Source organism: Bradyrhizobium niftali, from assembly GCF_004571025.1.
Lineage (GTDB): Bacteria > Pseudomonadota > Alphaproteobacteria > Rhizobiales > Xanthobacteraceae > Bradyrhizobium > Bradyrhizobium niftali.
Genome location: NZ_SPQT01000027.1, coordinates 38,957 through 53,618, shown reverse-complemented (window position 1 = coordinate 53,618; position 14,662 = coordinate 38,957). Strand labels below are relative to the sequence as shown.

The 14,662-nt window shown below is 58.1% G+C and carries 10 protein-coding genes and 3 pseudogenes; 5 read left to right on the top strand and 8 right to left on the bottom strand.

Going from position 1 to position 14,662, the window contains the following annotated elements; genetic code table 11:
- Nucleotides 1–351 precede the first annotated feature (351 nt).
- From groL to E4K65_RS48975, 3 genes and pseudogenes are all read right to left on the bottom strand, one after another.
- Nucleotides 352–1,992: a chaperonin GroEL gene (groL, locus tag E4K65_RS34930; protein ID WP_135177995.1), complete on the bottom strand. Its 1,641-nt coding sequence runs from the start codon at nucleotides 1,990–1,992 to the stop codon at nucleotides 352–354.
- Between the two features lie 85 nt (nucleotides 1,993–2,077).
- Nucleotides 2,078–2,392 carry a co-chaperone GroES gene (locus E4K65_RS34925; protein WP_135177994.1) on the bottom strand — a complete coding sequence of 105 codons (315 nt, stop codon included), beginning with the start codon at nucleotides 2,390–2,392 and terminating at the stop codon, nucleotides 2,078–2,080.
- Nucleotides 2,393–2,492: 100 nt separating this feature from the next.
- Nucleotides 2,493–2,600, bottom strand: a pseudogene (locus E4K65_RS48975) (co-chaperone GroES); the annotation flags it as partial.
- Between the two features lie 2,075 nt (nucleotides 2,601–4,675).
- On the opposite strand from E4K65_RS48975, the gene E4K65_RS48970 reads away from it, so the two are divergent.
- From E4K65_RS48970 to E4K65_RS34910, 3 genes are all read left to right on the top strand, one after another.
- Nucleotides 4,676–5,125: a hypothetical protein gene (locus tag E4K65_RS48970; RefSeq protein ID WP_235885842.1), complete on the top strand. Its 450-nt coding sequence runs from the start codon at nucleotides 4,676–4,678 to the stop codon at nucleotides 5,123–5,125.
- Complete coding sequence (locus E4K65_RS50225; RefSeq protein WP_488226130.1) at nucleotides 5,044–5,232, top strand: hypothetical protein; 189 nt, start codon at nucleotides 5,044–5,046, stop codon at nucleotides 5,230–5,232. The genes E4K65_RS48970 and E4K65_RS50225 overlap by 82 nt, the downstream gene beginning before the upstream one ends.
- Before the next feature lie 177 nt (nucleotides 5,233–5,409).
- On the top strand, nucleotides 5,410–7,512 hold the full coding sequence (locus E4K65_RS34910; protein WP_430649047.1) for a peptidase domain-containing ABC transporter: 2,103 nt from the start codon (nucleotides 5,410–5,412) through the stop codon (nucleotides 7,510–7,512).
- 257 nt (nucleotides 7,513–7,769) lie between these two features.
- Here E4K65_RS34910 and E4K65_RS48965 read toward each other — a convergent pair.
- Nucleotides 7,770–8,189: pseudogene (locus E4K65_RS48965) on the bottom strand (IS66 family transposase); the annotation flags it as partial.
- Between the two features lie 493 nt (nucleotides 8,190–8,682).
- Here E4K65_RS48965 and E4K65_RS34900 point away from each other — a divergent pair.
- Nucleotides 8,683–9,330, top strand: a complete 648-nt coding sequence (locus E4K65_RS34900) for an FkbM family methyltransferase (protein WP_135177992.1) — start codon at nucleotides 8,683–8,685, stop codon at nucleotides 9,328–9,330.
- Between the two features lie 706 nt (nucleotides 9,331–10,036).
- Here E4K65_RS34900 and E4K65_RS34890 read toward each other — a convergent pair.
- The 3 genes from E4K65_RS34890 to E4K65_RS34880 all read right to left on the bottom strand — a co-directional run bounded on the left by E4K65_RS34890 (nucleotide 10,037) and on the right by E4K65_RS34880 (nucleotide 13,246).
- A complete protein-coding gene (locus tag E4K65_RS34890) occupies nucleotides 10,037–10,432 on the bottom strand; it encodes a hypothetical protein (protein WP_135177991.1) in 396 nt (131 codons plus the stop codon).
- Between the two features lie 999 nt (nucleotides 10,433–11,431).
- Nucleotides 11,432–11,680, bottom strand: a complete 249-nt coding sequence (locus tag E4K65_RS34885; protein WP_135177990.1) for a hypothetical protein — start codon at nucleotides 11,678–11,680, stop codon at nucleotides 11,432–11,434.
- Nucleotides 11,681–12,079: 399 nt separating this feature from the next.
- Entirely contained in the window at nucleotides 12,080–13,246 is a 1,167-nt protein-coding gene (locus tag E4K65_RS34880) for an acyl-CoA dehydrogenase family protein (RefSeq protein ID WP_135177989.1), read from the bottom strand.
- Nucleotides 13,247–14,051: 805 nt separating this feature from the next.
- Here E4K65_RS34880 and E4K65_RS48960 point away from each other — a divergent pair.
- Nucleotides 14,052–14,201: pseudogene (locus tag E4K65_RS48960) on the top strand (8-amino-7-oxononanoate synthase); the annotation flags it as partial.
- Between the two features lie 106 nt (nucleotides 14,202–14,307).
- Here the strand turns inward: E4K65_RS48960 and E4K65_RS48955 are convergent.
- Complete coding sequence (locus E4K65_RS48955) at nucleotides 14,308–14,508, bottom strand: hypothetical protein (RefSeq protein ID WP_235885866.1); 201 nt, start codon at nucleotides 14,506–14,508, stop codon at nucleotides 14,308–14,310.
- Nucleotides 14,509–14,662 lie beyond the last annotated feature (154 nt).

The following is a 14,662-nucleotide window of genomic DNA, read 5'->3' as shown; positions in this document are numbered from 1 at the left end:
GCAGTACGAGCCTTCGGCAGCGGCGTCGTGGAGATATTGGACGCAAACACTACAACAATAAAGCCCCTAGAGAGCAATCGGCAACAACTCGCCATTTTTACGGCAAACCCACGTGGCGCAGCCAGCCCGCTAGCACGTTCCGAGTCGTTCTGGGTAGTCCAAGGTTCGGTCCCGCTGCATCCTCAAGAAAGTCATTCCCCGTGATCTGCCCGACCGTATGCGCAACAGCATCGATTACGCAACCTTCTGACACACAGCGGCTTGCTAGGGTTATGTTGCAAGCCCGCCGAAGCAAAACCCTGGCATTCCCGCCAGGGTTTTGCATGGTCATCGACACTTTGGCAGAGTAGATCAGAAGTCCATACCGCCCATACCGGCGCCTGGAGGCATTGCTGGACCAGCCGCGGCCTTCTTCGGCAGCTCGGCAACCATCGCTTCCGTCGTGATCAGGAGAGCGGCAACCGAGGAGGCGTTCTGGACCGCGATGCGCACGACCTTGGTCGGGTCAATGATGCCCTTGGAGACAAGGTTGCTATACTCGCCTGTCTGCGCATCGAAGCCATAAGAGTACTGCTCGTTGTCCAGGACTTTGCCGACCACGATCGAACCGTCTTCACCGGCGTTGATCGCGATCTGGCGGGCCGGCCAGGACAGCGCCTTGCGCACGATCTCGACGCCGGTCTTCTGGTCGTCGTTCTTGGTGCGCAGGCCCTTGAGCTGCTCGGAGGCACGGAGCAGGGCGACGCCGCCGCCCGGGACGATGCCTTCTTCCACGGCCGCGCGGGTCGCATGCATCGCGTCATCAACGCGATCCTTGCGCTCCTTCACCTCGACCTCGGTCGCGCCGCCGACGCGGATCACCGCGACGCCGCCCGCGAGCTTGGCGAGACGCTCCTGGAGCTTCTCACGGTCGTAGTCCGAGGTGGTCTCGTCGATCTGCGCCTTGATCTGCGCCACGCGCGCCTCGATGTCGGCCTTCTTGCCGGCGCCGTTGACGATCGTGGTGTTCTCCTTGTCGATCATCACCTTCTTGGCGCGACCGAGCATGTTGAGCGTGACGTTCTCGAGCTTGATGCCGAGATCTTCCGAGATCGCCTGGCCGCCGGTCAGGATCGCGACGTCCTGCAGCATGGCCTTGCGGCGATCGCCGAAGCCCGGAGCCTTGACGGCCGCAACCTTGAGGCCGCCGCGCAGACGGTTAACGACGAGGGTCGCGAGGGCTTCGCCTTCGACGTCCTCGGCGACGATGACCAGCGGCTTACCACTCTGCACGACGGCCTCGAGCAGCGGCAGCAGCTCGTTCAGCGAGGAGAGCTTCTTCTCGTTGATGAGAATGTAGGCGTCATCCATCTCGACGCGCATCTTATCGGCGTTGGTCACGAAGTAGGGCGAGATGTAGCCGCGGTCGAACTGCATGCCCTCGACGACGTCGAGTTCGGTCTCGAGCGACTTGGCCTCTTCGACCGTGATCACGCCTTCGTTGCCGACCTTCTTCACGGCGTCGGCGAGGAACTTGCCGATCTCCTGGTCGCCGTTGGCCGAAATGGTGCCGACCTGGGCAATCTCCTCGTTCGAGGTGACCTTCTTGGAGTTCTTCTGGAGGTCCGCAACGACGGCTTCGACCGCGAGGTCGATACCGCGTTTCAGGTCCATCGGGTTCATACCGGCGGCAACCGACTTCACGCCTTCGCGGACTATCGCGGCGGCCAGGACGGTCGCAGTGGTGGTGCCGTCGCCGGCAGCATCCGCCGCCTTCGAAGCGACTTCGCGCACCATCTGGGCGCCCATGTTCTCGAACTTGTCGTCGAGTTCGATGTCCTTGGCGACGGCAACGCCGTCCTTGGTGATGCGAGGCGCGCCGAACGACTTGTCGAGCACGACGTTACGGCCCTTCGGACCGAGCGTGACCTGCACGGCATTGGCGAGGATGTCGACGCCGCGCAGCATACGGTCCCGCGCGTCTACTCCGAATTTGACTTCTTTGGCTGACATTAAGAATTCCCTCAGTTCTTATTTTATCACCCTTCAGCGCGCCTAGGTGGGCGCTCTTCAGGTAGTGAGCTGTGCGAGCGCTGGGTTAGGCGGCTTTCTTGTTGGAAAACACATCTGTGAGAACGCCCATGATGTCGCTCTCCTTCATGATCAACAGCTCCTCGCTATTGATCTTGACTTCGGTACCCGACCATTTGCCGAACAGCACACGGTCCCCGACCTCGATGTCGATCGGAATCAGCTTGCCAGTCTCATCGCGGCCGCCTGGGCCAATTGCAATGACTTCGCCCTGCGAGGGTTTTTCCTTGGCTGTGTCGGGAATGATAATGCCACCAGCGGTCTTCTCATCGGCGTCGATGCGCTTGACCACGACGCGGTCGTGAAGCGGACGGAAATTCATACAAGACTCCTGAGCGTTTTGAACAAGTTGGAGATAGTCACATTGTGACAAGCCCAATTATAGCAAAGGTCAGGCCAATAATGAGCTGAACGATCCATGCCTGCAGCTTTTCCTTGGCTGTGTCGGGAATGATAACGCCGCAAGCGGTATTCTTATCGGCCTGGATGCGCATGACCACGACGCGGTCGTGAAGCGGACGAAAATTCATACCGGTTTCCTGAGCTCAAGTTGGTGATAGCCACATTGTGACAAACCAAATTACAGCAAGAGTCAGGCCAAAAATCAGCTGAACGATCTATGCCTGCAGTTCTGCTGATCCGTTGGCTGGTCTGCGCGTGTCTTTGTCCGGAAGCAGACGCCCTTAGATACATGGCCGCCAAGCTGTTGCGGAAGTGACATTGCGTTTCGCCGAAACACGCGGTTGAACCCAGGGTTCCTCACGGCCCTTACACCGATCGAAGCGTCGCGTATTTCGACGGCGCTGGCCGGCCTGCACATGATTGCTTCGTCTGACGGCAGCGTCTGGAGCCGGCGACGGGAAACGAGGGGCGCACAAGATTCAGCGAAGAGCGGACCCGAGCAATATGAGATCCTCGCGCATAATAGCAATTGTACCAACTATCTCGAGCGCGGGGCGTTTAAGAATTGATCGGCTCCGACCTATCAGGCCATTGGGCGCTGCGGTACGAACACAGCAGACCGGGGCATGAGGAAGGCGCATGGAGTCACGCGTCATCGGCACGGCAATCCGCCGCGGTCGCCGACCACACGTTCGACCGAGTCGCGCTTCTGCGCGCTTGGTAAGGCTGGCGGCCAAACCGCATGCGCCGGATCCTCTCGTCGGTGTCGGATCTTGGTTGCGCTTGTGCACGTTCGAGCTTTGTCAGCCATGATGAGGTGCTGATGGAAATTCGCTTCCGCAGTTCTAGCAGCCCGGCTCGCCCAATTCGGATGATCGCCGTCTTCTTCCCATTTGTTGTGTTCGGGACTGACTAGTCGTGTTGCGACCTATTGTCCGAGCCATCTGCCGCACTTTTCACTCAGGCCTATAAACAAAACACACGCACACTTTACCGCTGTCCTAAGCGGCTGGCACGAAACTTGAAGCCCGTACGTTGGCGGCAGCAGTTGTTGACCCGCCGTCCTATGCAAAAGGAAAAAGAATGGATTTACCAGCTTATGGAGTGACTGAACTGACCTACGAAGAAGCATGCGCTGCTGGGGGCTCCGGTTGCTGGATCGAGTGGGTGCCAGATCCTTACACTGGTGTGTTGGTCCCGACAGTAGTCTGCGACGATTAAGCAGCTTGCGTGAGAAGTAGCTGGCGAGCCGGCGCGGTGAACAGATGCAGGCCGGCTCGCCTCAGGCTCATTTGTAAACTTCGCTGCGGAACGAAACGCTTTCGCGCCGTAGCTATGGCGCGAATATACCGTTCGACTTGCCTCGGTAAGAGTCCGTCGCTCTGGGCAGACACAATGCGGGCGGCTGGCGATCTCAAAGACGGTTAATCTCTCTGGCGCCCCAGAATCTGCCGACTTGCGTTACCAGCGTCCCCCCATTCGAGAGGAGACCAAAAAATGAAATTCAATACGGCATCTTACAATGTGGCCGAAATCGATGCTGACGAAGTAGCGGCGAGTTCGAGAGGGGTGAGCTCTGTCTATCTGCAGTAGTTGTTGCGAGCATGTTCGCAGTCGTGGCTGCTTGGCAGCTAATGAGCTACTAGCCGTCCTTTGGTTTGGAGAGCTGGATCGGGCCGCTGAATGTCGCCCAGTGTTTTGCACCAGCCAATCGCATCAACTCATGCCACTATGAGTGATGCGTTGCTTGCTCCGGTAATGGCTGGTCGCACTGCTGTGAGCATCTTGGCCCGAGGATCAGGACGATCTTTGGCGATCTACTAGCTCATTGTGCTGTCCGTCGTTGCCGGTTTGGCTTCGCTGCCGGCCGTCATTATAACGCTCTCTCTTCAAGGTGCCGGTACTATTCGTTCCATAATTGAGAAGACTCCTCTGATTGCGCCGCTTTCCGCGTGCATTTCTCGTGTCCTTGCTCTCCACGACGATCGGGTTGTGCGCGGCCAGGAACTTCTGGTTCTCGACGAAAAGTTCATTGAGGAGGAAGTCGGTGCGTTGGCGAACGCAATCCGTCTGAAGCGCGATCGTGCCAGTGACCTCCAGGCACGCAGTTCGACCCTCCCGTCCGACTCCGGACCGAGTCCGCCAAGGCCGAGCGGTACGTTTTATCCACCGGGAGAACCAACATGCCCGCAGCAATGGCGCGGTGGATCTCGAAAGGGCAAAGCGCCTCCGCTACGCTGCTGCAGCGCGCGCCAAGGCAGTTGAGGACAAGACGTTGGCTCTGCAGAGGCTTGAGTTGAAAGGCGAGATCCTCCCACGGAGCAAATTCGCCGAATGGAGTCAGCAGCCGGTCGACACTAACCTTCGCCTTCAGGAGCTGAACGCCAGGTTACATCGACCTCAGAGCGAGCGCGACCTGACCGGCGTTCGCGCACCCGCCTCCGGCGACCTCGAGCAATTCTCCGGTCTCTCGCCCGGCAGCTACGTCCAGGCGTCGCAAACCGTGTGTTGGATATCGCGGGAAGGCGAACTGGTGCAGATATTTACGTTTCTCCTAAAGACACCGGGTTTGTGCGGCAAGGCCAGACGGCGCGCCTCCAGGTCGATGCTTTCAATTCCAATCAATGGGGAGGGCGCGACGCGACAGTGCTGAACGTCACACAGGATTTCGTCCTGCTAGATAAGAATCTGGTCTTCAAGGTGCGCTGCGTGCTCTCTCGCAGTTACCTTGCACTCAAAAGTGGACTATCGGCCATCTGAAGAAAGGCATGACTGTACGAGTCCGATTTGTCGTCGCCGAGCGCACTCGCCTGCAACTCATCTACAGTGAGATGGACGATTGGCTCAACCCGCTCTTGGCCGCTAGCTAAATACCTACCTTTTAAAAGTCAGTGAACCACCGTGCCGAGTCAGATCGTCAAGTTTAAGCAGCGCGATATGACGGATTGTGGGGCCGTCAGTCTTGCTTCAGTTGCAGCCCACTACGGCTGCAAGTTGCCATTGTCTCGAATCCGCCAGTATGCCTCGACCGACCGCTCCGGCACCACGGTGTCGGGTCTTTTGCATGCCGCTCAAAAGTTGGGCTTCATTGCGAAGGGGGTCAAAGGCGACTTCGACAGCTTGTACAGGATACCAAAGCCCGCTATTGCGCATATGACCGTCAAGGATGTGCTGCACCACTTCGTGGTCGTCGTGGCGATCGACGCGCGGTGGGTCACCGTCATGGACCCGGCGTTCGGAGAAATCCGAAAGCTATCGCATGAAGAGTTCCAGGTGCAATGGACTGGCGTCCTGGTGCTGCTGGTTCCGGCAGAGACCTTCAAGCGTCGCGATGAGACCACCTCTACCATTGTCCGCTTCGCGCGACTGCTTGCGCCACACAGAGCGGCGTTGACCCAGGCGCTCGTCGGCGCGCTGGTAACCACGATCCTCGGTCTTTCAATGGCCATTTACGTCCAGAAGATCGTCGATCAGGTTGTGACATCAGGCAATCGCAACGTGCTCAACCTCTTGGGCGTCGCGATGTTGCTGATCCTAGTGCTTCAGACCTTAATCAATCTGCTTCGAAGCCGGATCGTGTTGGCGACAGGGCAGAAGATCGATGTGTGCTTGATCCTCAGTTACTACAATCACATCCTAAGCTTACCTCAAAAGTTCTTCGACAGTATGCGCGTTGGAGAAATCGTCTCCCGGATGAACGATGCGGTGAAAATCAGGAGCTTCCTTAACGAGCTCTCGATCACGATGTTCGTCAACATTCTCGTGATACTGTTCTCGCTCGCGCTGATGTTCCTCTACTCGTGGAAGATCGCCCTTGTCGTGGCCATCTCGGTCCCGTTTTACGCCTTGTTATATGGGACGATCAACAGGCTGAACAGAAAACGACAGTGTGCGATGATGGAGAGTGCCGCCGATCTCGCGGCGCAACTGGTGGAATCGCTCAGAGCTGTTTCTACGATCAAGGCATTCGGCATCGAGCGCGGTGCCTGCCTCAAGATGGAGACCCGCTTCGTCAAGACGCTGCAGTCGGCCTACAGCGTCGGTCTCGTCTCAATCGCCGGAGATAATGCCTGTAGCTTCCTCTCAACTCTCGTTATAATCCTGCTAATGTGGTTTGGCACGACGCTTGTTCTGGACCGGACCGTCACTCCAGGTGAGTTGCTTTCCTGCTATGCACTGCTCGGCTATATCAACCGACCACTCGCCGACCTGATCCAAACTAACAGAATCGTGCAGGACGCCTTTGTTGCGGCGGATCGCCTGTTCGAGATCTTGGACCTAGAGCCGGCACCTGACGGCACCGCTGATCTCACAAAATCGGGGCTTGGTGATATCAGCCTGGAGAATGTTACGTTTCGCCATGGCGCCCAGCCAAAGCTCTTTCAAGATCTGAGCGTCACGTTCCGCAAAGGGGAGATAACCGCAGTGGTGGGGGAAAGCGGCTCCGGCAAGAGCTCCCTTGCTGCGCTGCTACAGAATATTTATCCGATTGAGGGAGGACGCATCCGGATCGGTTCCTATGATCTCAAGGACGTTTCGAAGGGATCCCTGCGCAGGATTGTCGGTGCGGTACCCCAATCAGCGGACGTATTCTCGGGCTCCGTGATCGAGAACATCGCACTTGGTGAATGCGAACCTGAGATCGATAGGATTATGAAAATCTGCGATCAAACTGGGCTGCGGGAGGCAATCGAGCATTGGCCCGGAGGTTTCCAAGCCTACCTGGGCGAAAATGGCGTAAAGTTGTCTGGTGGCGAGAAGCAGCGCCTTTCGTTAGCACGAGTTCTATATCGGGATCCGGAAATCCTAATCTTGGACGAGCCGACCTCCTCCCTCGATTCTGTTGCCGAAGCCACCGTGCACCGGCTCCTTGAGGATTTGCGTCGGGACGGCAAGACTATCGTGGTCATCTCTCACCGACTCAGCACCATCTGTGGTGCCGACAAGATCGTCCTCTTAGACAGGGGCCGGATCGTTGCGGAGGGCAGACATCCTGATCTGCTGGCTGAAAGCGTTTATGCGCGCTTGTGGCAGACGTAAACCGGCGAGCCCTAAAGTTGCAGATGATGGCTTATCGGAAAATTCGGCGGAATCGTGGAGAGCTTATCCTCTCAAACTGACCCTGATGATCGACGTTCGACAGTGTATACCACGGTCGGTGATGGAGCAAGATCGGCAGCTCAACAACGATCCACGCCTGATGACCGACGTGGCAAGCATCGGGAGAGCGTGCGCGAACTCAACCATAAGGCATGTGAAATCTCGAGGTGAACTACGCCAGCGGCAAGCTGAGGTCGTCAGAGGGCGTGGTCCCATGGCATAAGCGCTTCGATTTCGTTCCAAGGTAAGCCGTTGGTAATACGCTGAAGTATCTGAACTTGCGCGAATGGATCGACATTGTTCATTTACGTCGTTTGCGGCAGGTTGCCGAATGGCTGCCAAGGTTTGTCGCCGCCGTCGCTGCCCGCGAAGAGATTCTCGAATTGTTGTAGCTGATGGCGCGTTCGACGGTGGTGGAGACGAGCTCAATGCGGCCACCGGGGAGAAGCGTTGGAAGATGGCGCGCCGAGAGACGGCATAGCGGATCGCCTCGGCCAGCTTTGATTTGCCGGAGATCCGCGGCAAAGTGTGCTGCCAGAAGTCGAAGAGATCCGCGACGACCGCCGTGCAGTGTTTTACTTGCGCGCAGCAACGCATGCGTCGGTTCCTTGACCTCGTACGGTATTCCGAAGAACAGGTGATTACACTGAGTGGTTCACACATTGCGTCAGCGAATCTGGGATGGCAGCGGTCAGTCGGCTGGGCACATCTTGCCTGCCGCAACCGCGACCGAGGTGATTGGCTATTCCTGCGCACGACAGATCAGTATGGCGGGCACGCTTTGGGGAGAATAATCGACGACTGACATTCGTACGAAGCCGATCTTTCTGCCGCTCCGAAAGGCGGACCGGAGACGACAATCTAGCTCGCAGTTGGCGCGTCTCCCCAGATCGAGCGGCAATTTGCATTGCAGGGCAGTCGCTGCAGGCCCCGGTCCGACAGGCGTCCCTTTTGATGTTGATGGCCTCCAAATCGCTGTCATGGATCAAGGGGACCAACGCGTATATGAATCATATACATTGATATACGTTGTGCCGGCGCGTCCGGCGTGTGATTGCGGCGTCAAAGACGAAATTCATCCGATCTCCGCGCCAAATGGGAAAAGCACCTGTGTCGTCTGTCGAAGTACACCAGGACATTGTTTCACTTCTTCAGAAGCCGAATCCCGTCATCCTGGATATCGGCTGCAATGACGGGACCGATACGCAACAGTTTCTCAGCCTCTGCCCGCAAGCTCAGCTCTACTGCTTTGAACCGGACCCCAGAGCGATCGCGCGCTTCAAGAAGAAGCTGGGCCCATCCCTCTATGGGGTGAAGCTGCTTGAAATCGCGATCAGTGATCGAAACGGGATGATCGACTTCCATCCAAGCAATGCAGACGGTGATGCGAAGGAATGGGACCTCTCCGGCTCAATACGCCGCCCGAAGAACCATCTTACTGAGTATGATTGGGTTCGGTTCGATCGCCCTGTCTCGGTTGAAACGCGGCGGCTGGACGATTGGTGCAGCGAAGCTAAGCTGAATACGATCGATCTCATCTGGATGGATGTCCAGGGAGCCGAAGCCGATGTCATCGCTGGCGGCATGCAGACCTTGGGCAACACGCGCTTCGTCTACACGGAATATAGCGACCGCGAGCTCTACGAAGGGCAGTTGTCCCTGCAAGCTATTCTTGACCTGTTGCCATCATTCGAAGTGGCTTCCCACTATCCCCGCGCGGTGGAGGGTGATGTATTGCTCAAAAATACGCGCTTCTAGTGACGAATCACATCGAGAGCCTCATTCATCGTTGGAAAACCTGACCGGCGGGCTTAGCCGCCCAATTCTGCACAACGGGTGATCCTTTGAGCGGATATCGGTGGCCGGACGGGCGCTCCCGTTTCCAGGTTGCCATTACAGACCCGGCGCACGACGTCCACATCGGGCGGGTGGTGGGTTTCTAACCCTGCAGCCGGCGCTCGAAGCATTGAATCGTTCGAACGGCTGCTGTATGGCCTGGTCTTCTAGGAAGCGGGTGCACTGCTTCGAGCAACTGCCAGTACAATTGCATCGGTTCTCGTAATTCCTTGAGATCGGCGGATTTCAGCACGCGATTGGCGTCGCTATTCTTGTGTCAATGGGAAAGCGAGCTGAAGTATGTGTTCATTCCAGAACAGAATTGCCGCGAGGCATCCAGCATAACTGCAGCAGCCGATTGTCAGGCAGGGCGTCCTGGGCGCGGCGCAGTAGAGGGCGGCGGCGATCATCGGCGGCCGATCTCGCGCCGGATCGGATCAAGATCGTCATCCCAATCGCGGTTACTTGCCTGCTCATTTGCCGCACGCGGAGCTGATCATCGAATCTGCGAGCACGCTGTGCCTGTGTGGCGGCAACGCGATCACGAAGATCGGGAGAGGACGTCAGTAAACGCCGCGACGTGATCCCGGCGCAATGGCGCGAAGTTTCTCCTAGCTGCGCGGCCCGATCACCCGCAATTCCAGATCGGCCCGATCGGCGTCCGCGTCCAGCACGGCCCGAAACTGCCTCCGTTGTAGCGGCCGCCGCGGAAGCCGGGTTGGCCGAAATAGTGCCACTCGCCGTCCCAACCGAAATACTGAGGAACCGGGTCAATATACAAGTGGCGCCGGTCGGCGCGCGAGAGCCGGCGCATCAAGTCCTTCTGCTTGTAGAGCGGAATGCTATTGCTCAGCGGCTGGCGATAGCCGGGCAGGAAGCCGTAGCCTTGCCAGACCGGATTGGGCCCCTTTTTAATTGGCGCAGCGTTCGCGACGACCGACAGCAGCGGCAGGATGATAGTAGCAGTTAGACACACAAGGCGAGACATGGATTGATAATAGTCGGTCGGTTGCGCGAAGGCCATTCAAATTGGGGTTCAGAGTTTCACGTGATCTCGCGCAGAAGTGTTCTCTGATCACGCCCTTCCTGATCAGAAGGCGCGCATATCCCTGCTGTCACCCACCTGCACGACGTCGGAGCCGTAGCGCGAGAAAATCCGGACGCGAGAGCTCACCGGGACAGATGGGGCGGCCGACCGAGCGCTCGATCTCGGGGAGCACCGTGCACTGCGTCCGGGCACACGGTCGGATCGTCGACCGCCATCATCACGCGCAGGGATCGACGAGATCGTCGAACGGATAGAGCGTTAAGATGACGCGAACGGTTCTCTCCATAACTCATGCCCGATCGCTTACGTTTGTTTCTCTCCCTAACCCTTCGCAATCATCAAACACCGCGGGCCAGAACACTCCAAAACTGTCATTCAGTGACGCAAAAAAAACGCCCGGCCTCATTTCGATGGCCGGGCGGAAGTTAGTCGTCGACAGAGGGAGCGCTGCCGACGGTTATTTGCAGCAAAACGTTCGCCGCAAATTCTAATTGCGGAATGATCAATGGTCGCAGAAGTCTGGCGTCATTCCCTTTTTTCAAACCGATATTGACGGAATGCAGCTCAACACTGGCTCGCACCGCTGGAGGAGGTATTGTCCGTTGTGCTGAGGATCGTCAAAGTCATGCTGATCTAGTGAGTGGCCCGAATAGAGACGGTCCGCGGCGGCTGTTCGCATGGCATCAACGTGCCGGCCGAAGAACGTAGCGCCCCACCATCCCCGGGGCCTGGGAAAGTACCTTGTTATTCCTGCGAGCACTCGGAGCGCGTTCGAGCGATCCGCAGGCAGTGATTGGCGCACCTGCGTCCCCCTCTGCCATATGCACATCGACCGCACTACTATCATCGTCTCACCGAGGTCGGCAGCAAACAGCGGCCCGGTCCGCTTGTCGGGCATCCGCGTCAGCTACTGCAAAATGGTACAACGTGACGCTACGTGCGATTCAAGGTCTTTTGAGCTGACTCGCATAAAACTCAAGCCGCCGATCTCTCGCCGATAGCAAGTGATCCGCCATCGGTCGACATGCGTCCCGCATACCGTTTTTGGATGGGCATATACGCGCGAGCGCTCCAGATACATTGCACGTCATATTTCTTGTGTGATGTCGTGTGTTCGTCTCGTCCAGAAGATCGCGTGCGTTGGCGATCATGAATCGTCAGTTCATCACCCCGACCTTGTTGGCTTCCGACTGGCATCACCAGCGTTAAAATGTCGCGCTCCATGCGCAGTCGTCCGTTCTCCTGGCGCAGCCGAGTGATCTCCCGGTCCGCCGACATCGCGCCGCGAATTCTCTCCCAATCAAAACGCCACTTAGAAGCTTTGTGAGTCGAACCGCGAGCCGTTGCGGCTGTTGCGTGTAGATCGTGCTCGACATGACAATGATCGAGGCGGGTGCGCAGAGACCTATGAGGGCGCTCGTTATGTTTGCGACGGGGAAGGCTGCTTGCTCCACGGATATGGAGCTGTCTTTTTGAGAAGAGCCCGACTGAAAGGCTCTCTCTCTCTCTCTCCTCTTCCTTTAAAGAAGGCCGGCAGGTCGCTAAGTCTTGTAGCTGCAGACAGCATGATATCGCGGTGCGGCAATCAGTTGTGGGAGGGGTGCGGAACGTGGATGAACCACTTCATGGAAATCCCGGCTGTGCTGCACTTCCGAGCAGGAGTCGGCCGGCGCTCTGGAGGGTTCCCTCGTTTAAAGCTGCGTGCTGGGCAACCACGAAGCTGTCGCACATCGCTCGCGCCAGATTGCTGGTTGTATAGAGCGACGCACTTCCAGCGAGAACGCTGGCAATGTTGCAGACCTCAGCGCTTTGCCGCGCGGCATTTGTCGCGGCGAGGCGCATCAGGGTCGCGGTGCGCGGGTTTACCGCATCCTTGATCGCTTCCTCCCACAGCTCCTCGGTGGCCTCATAGAAGAAGGAACGGGCGGAACGCAGCATGGCTTCGGCTCTGGCCATCTCCAGTTGGACATAGCCGCGCTCTGCCATGACGGGCGCTCCTGTGATTGAGGTGCGGCTTCCGGCCTCCGCGATCACCTCGTCTAGCGCCGAGCGCGCAATACCGATGCCGACAATCGCATGCGCCTGGGCAGCGAAAGTCATGGACGGATAACGATAGATCGGCGCGTCGAGTGTCGGCGGACCGCCGCGGATCAAGGTCCATTCCTCCGGCACAATGACATCGTTGACAACGACGTCGTGGCTGCCGGTGCCTTGCAGACCGATGACGTCCCAATTGGGGCGGATTGTCACCTTCTCGGCCGGTATCACGGCTACCCGCGCAAGGCCACCGGTCGGATCGTCTTCCACAGTGATCCCAACGCCTATCAGATCCGCGCCCGGTGAGCCGCTGGCGAATGGCCATACGCCGTTCACGACAAACCCGTCGGTGCTCCGCCTGGCGGGCTGGAGCGGGAAAAGCGCACCTGCCAACACCACGTCGGGTCCACTCGCGTATACCTCGTGAAGCGTGTCCTCCGGAAGAGCAGCGAGGTAGCGAGCCCCATCGCCGAAGCTGGCGACCCAACCGGCGGAGCCGTCGACTTCGGAAATACGCTCGATCAGGCGACAAAAATCGGCCGGCGTTCGCTCCTCGCCGCCGAATCGCTTGGCGACCAAAGCTCGATAGACGCCAACCCGCTTGAAGCCCTCGATGATCTCGTCTGGAATCTTCTGCGCTCGGGCGAATTCGTTTCGACGCGCGCGGATATCAACCAGCAGCGGCGACAGATTATCCCAGGTCGCAGCCGTCACGTCGGTTACTGGAGTGATCGTCTCTGGTGGAGCGTTCATAAAGCTGTCCTCGGTGTCTTGAGCCGATCGCTGCCGCACTTCATTGAATTTGATTACGCGCGCACGGCGAAGCCGGTCGGATTGATAGCCAGTTGGCAGGGATCGTCAAAACTGTCGCAGTTGATATTGACTTTGATGCGATTACTCACGGTTGCCAGTCCAAACCATCCCCGAACGCATTGACTCAAAGAAAAGGTGTTGAGGGCCGGCAAGACTGACAGAGATATGGCTGTCGATGCTGTCGTTGAGGCGGAGCCGGCAAAGCAACGGATATGCGGCGGCGAGATCGATCCGCCTCTGCTGCACTATGTCTCCAACGGGTGACGACAGCGCTGGTTTTGCCATGTCTCCTCCAAGGGACGATTTGTCACACTTGTGCCCCGCCGGCTCGAACCACGTGGTGAATTCCTGATTTGGCAACCGCGAGGTCGGCGATGCCCTGCGGCTCTTTGGCATGTCCCCAGCAATCGATGTGCCATCAATTATGGTCTGCCGGCTGTGTCTGAATCGAGCGAGATCACTTGGCTCGTGCCGCGCCGGGGTGAATGTTCGCGCCTCCCGTGTCTGATTCCAGGCACAACGCGTCATCAATCGGACACGGCGGAAGGAGAACGACTGAAGTGGACCTCGACCGCGAACCAGTCGGGTTCGGCTTGCCTGCTGGAGTTTCAGACCCGTTCCGATCTCCGGACAGTACCAACAGCGCAATTTACCGTACTCGCGACCGTGGGCGACCTGTTGGTTGGAAGTGGACATCACACGGCAGGTATTTAACAAACGTGACGGCGGCCTCCGGGAGTTTCGGATGAGCGCCCATAATGATCTACAGTCGGTTGCAGATGCGATTGGCAACTGGCGCCTCAGGGGCGGAATAGGGCGCATCTGGATCGTGGTGGAGAGCCTCTACAGAATGGACGGCGACTTCGCGCCGCTTAAAGATCTGGTCGCAGTCGCGGAGTGCTACGAGGCGTTCCTCGCCGAGGCTTATGCCACAGGCGTTTACGGCGAGCAGGGACGGGGCTCAGCGCGCCTTATGAGGGGCGCGGAGATCTGGTCGTGGTTCACACCTGCGGCAAGGTGCTGGGCGCGGCGGGCGCGCTTGTCACTGCTTCCGGCGTATTGCGGAACTTCATGGTCAATCGGTGCCGTCCATTCATTTTCGCCAAGGCGCCATCACCCCTTATGGCTGTCGCGGTGGAGAGGCACTCCAGATCCTGCAGGAGGAGCCTGAGCGGCAGCAACGCTTGATCGATCTGGTCCATTTTACACAAGTCAGCTCGTTGCGTGCGGGCGACCGAGCCGTTCGAACAGATTGTTCCTGACGTCGTGGGCGTCCACGGCCGCGCGATGCGCTCGACTCTGCATCACAGGCGCGAGTGTGATATCCGACATGCGGTACCCAACAGTGCATGTGGG

Excerpts from the sequence above, each read along its gene's own strand:
- groL (WP_135177995.1), bottom strand. The coding sequence starts at position 1,992 with ATGTCAGCCAAAGAAGTCAAATTCGGAGTAGACGCGCGGGACCGTATG.
- E4K65_RS34925 (WP_135177994.1), bottom strand. The coding sequence starts at position 2,392 with ATGAATTTCCGTCCGCTTCACGACCGCGTCGTGGTCAAGCGCATCGAC.
- E4K65_RS34910 (WP_430649047.1), top strand. The coding sequence starts at position 5,410 with ATGACGGATTGTGGGGCCGTCAGTCTTGCTTCAGTTGCAGCCCACTAC.
- E4K65_RS34890 (WP_135177991.1), bottom strand. The coding sequence starts at position 10,432 with ATGGCCTTCGCGCAACCGACCGACTATTATCAATCCATGTCTCGCCTT.
- E4K65_RS34885 (WP_135177990.1), bottom strand. The coding sequence starts at position 11,680 with ATGGAGCGCGACATTTTAACGCTGGTGATGCCAGTCGGAAGCCAACAA.
- E4K65_RS34880 (WP_135177989.1), bottom strand. The coding sequence starts at position 13,246 with ATGAACGCTCCACCAGAGACGATCACTCCAGTAACCGACGTGACGGCT.
- E4K65_RS48955 (WP_235885866.1), bottom strand. The coding sequence starts at position 14,508 with ATGGACCAGATCGATCAAGCGTTGCTGCCGCTCAGGCTCCTCCTGCAG.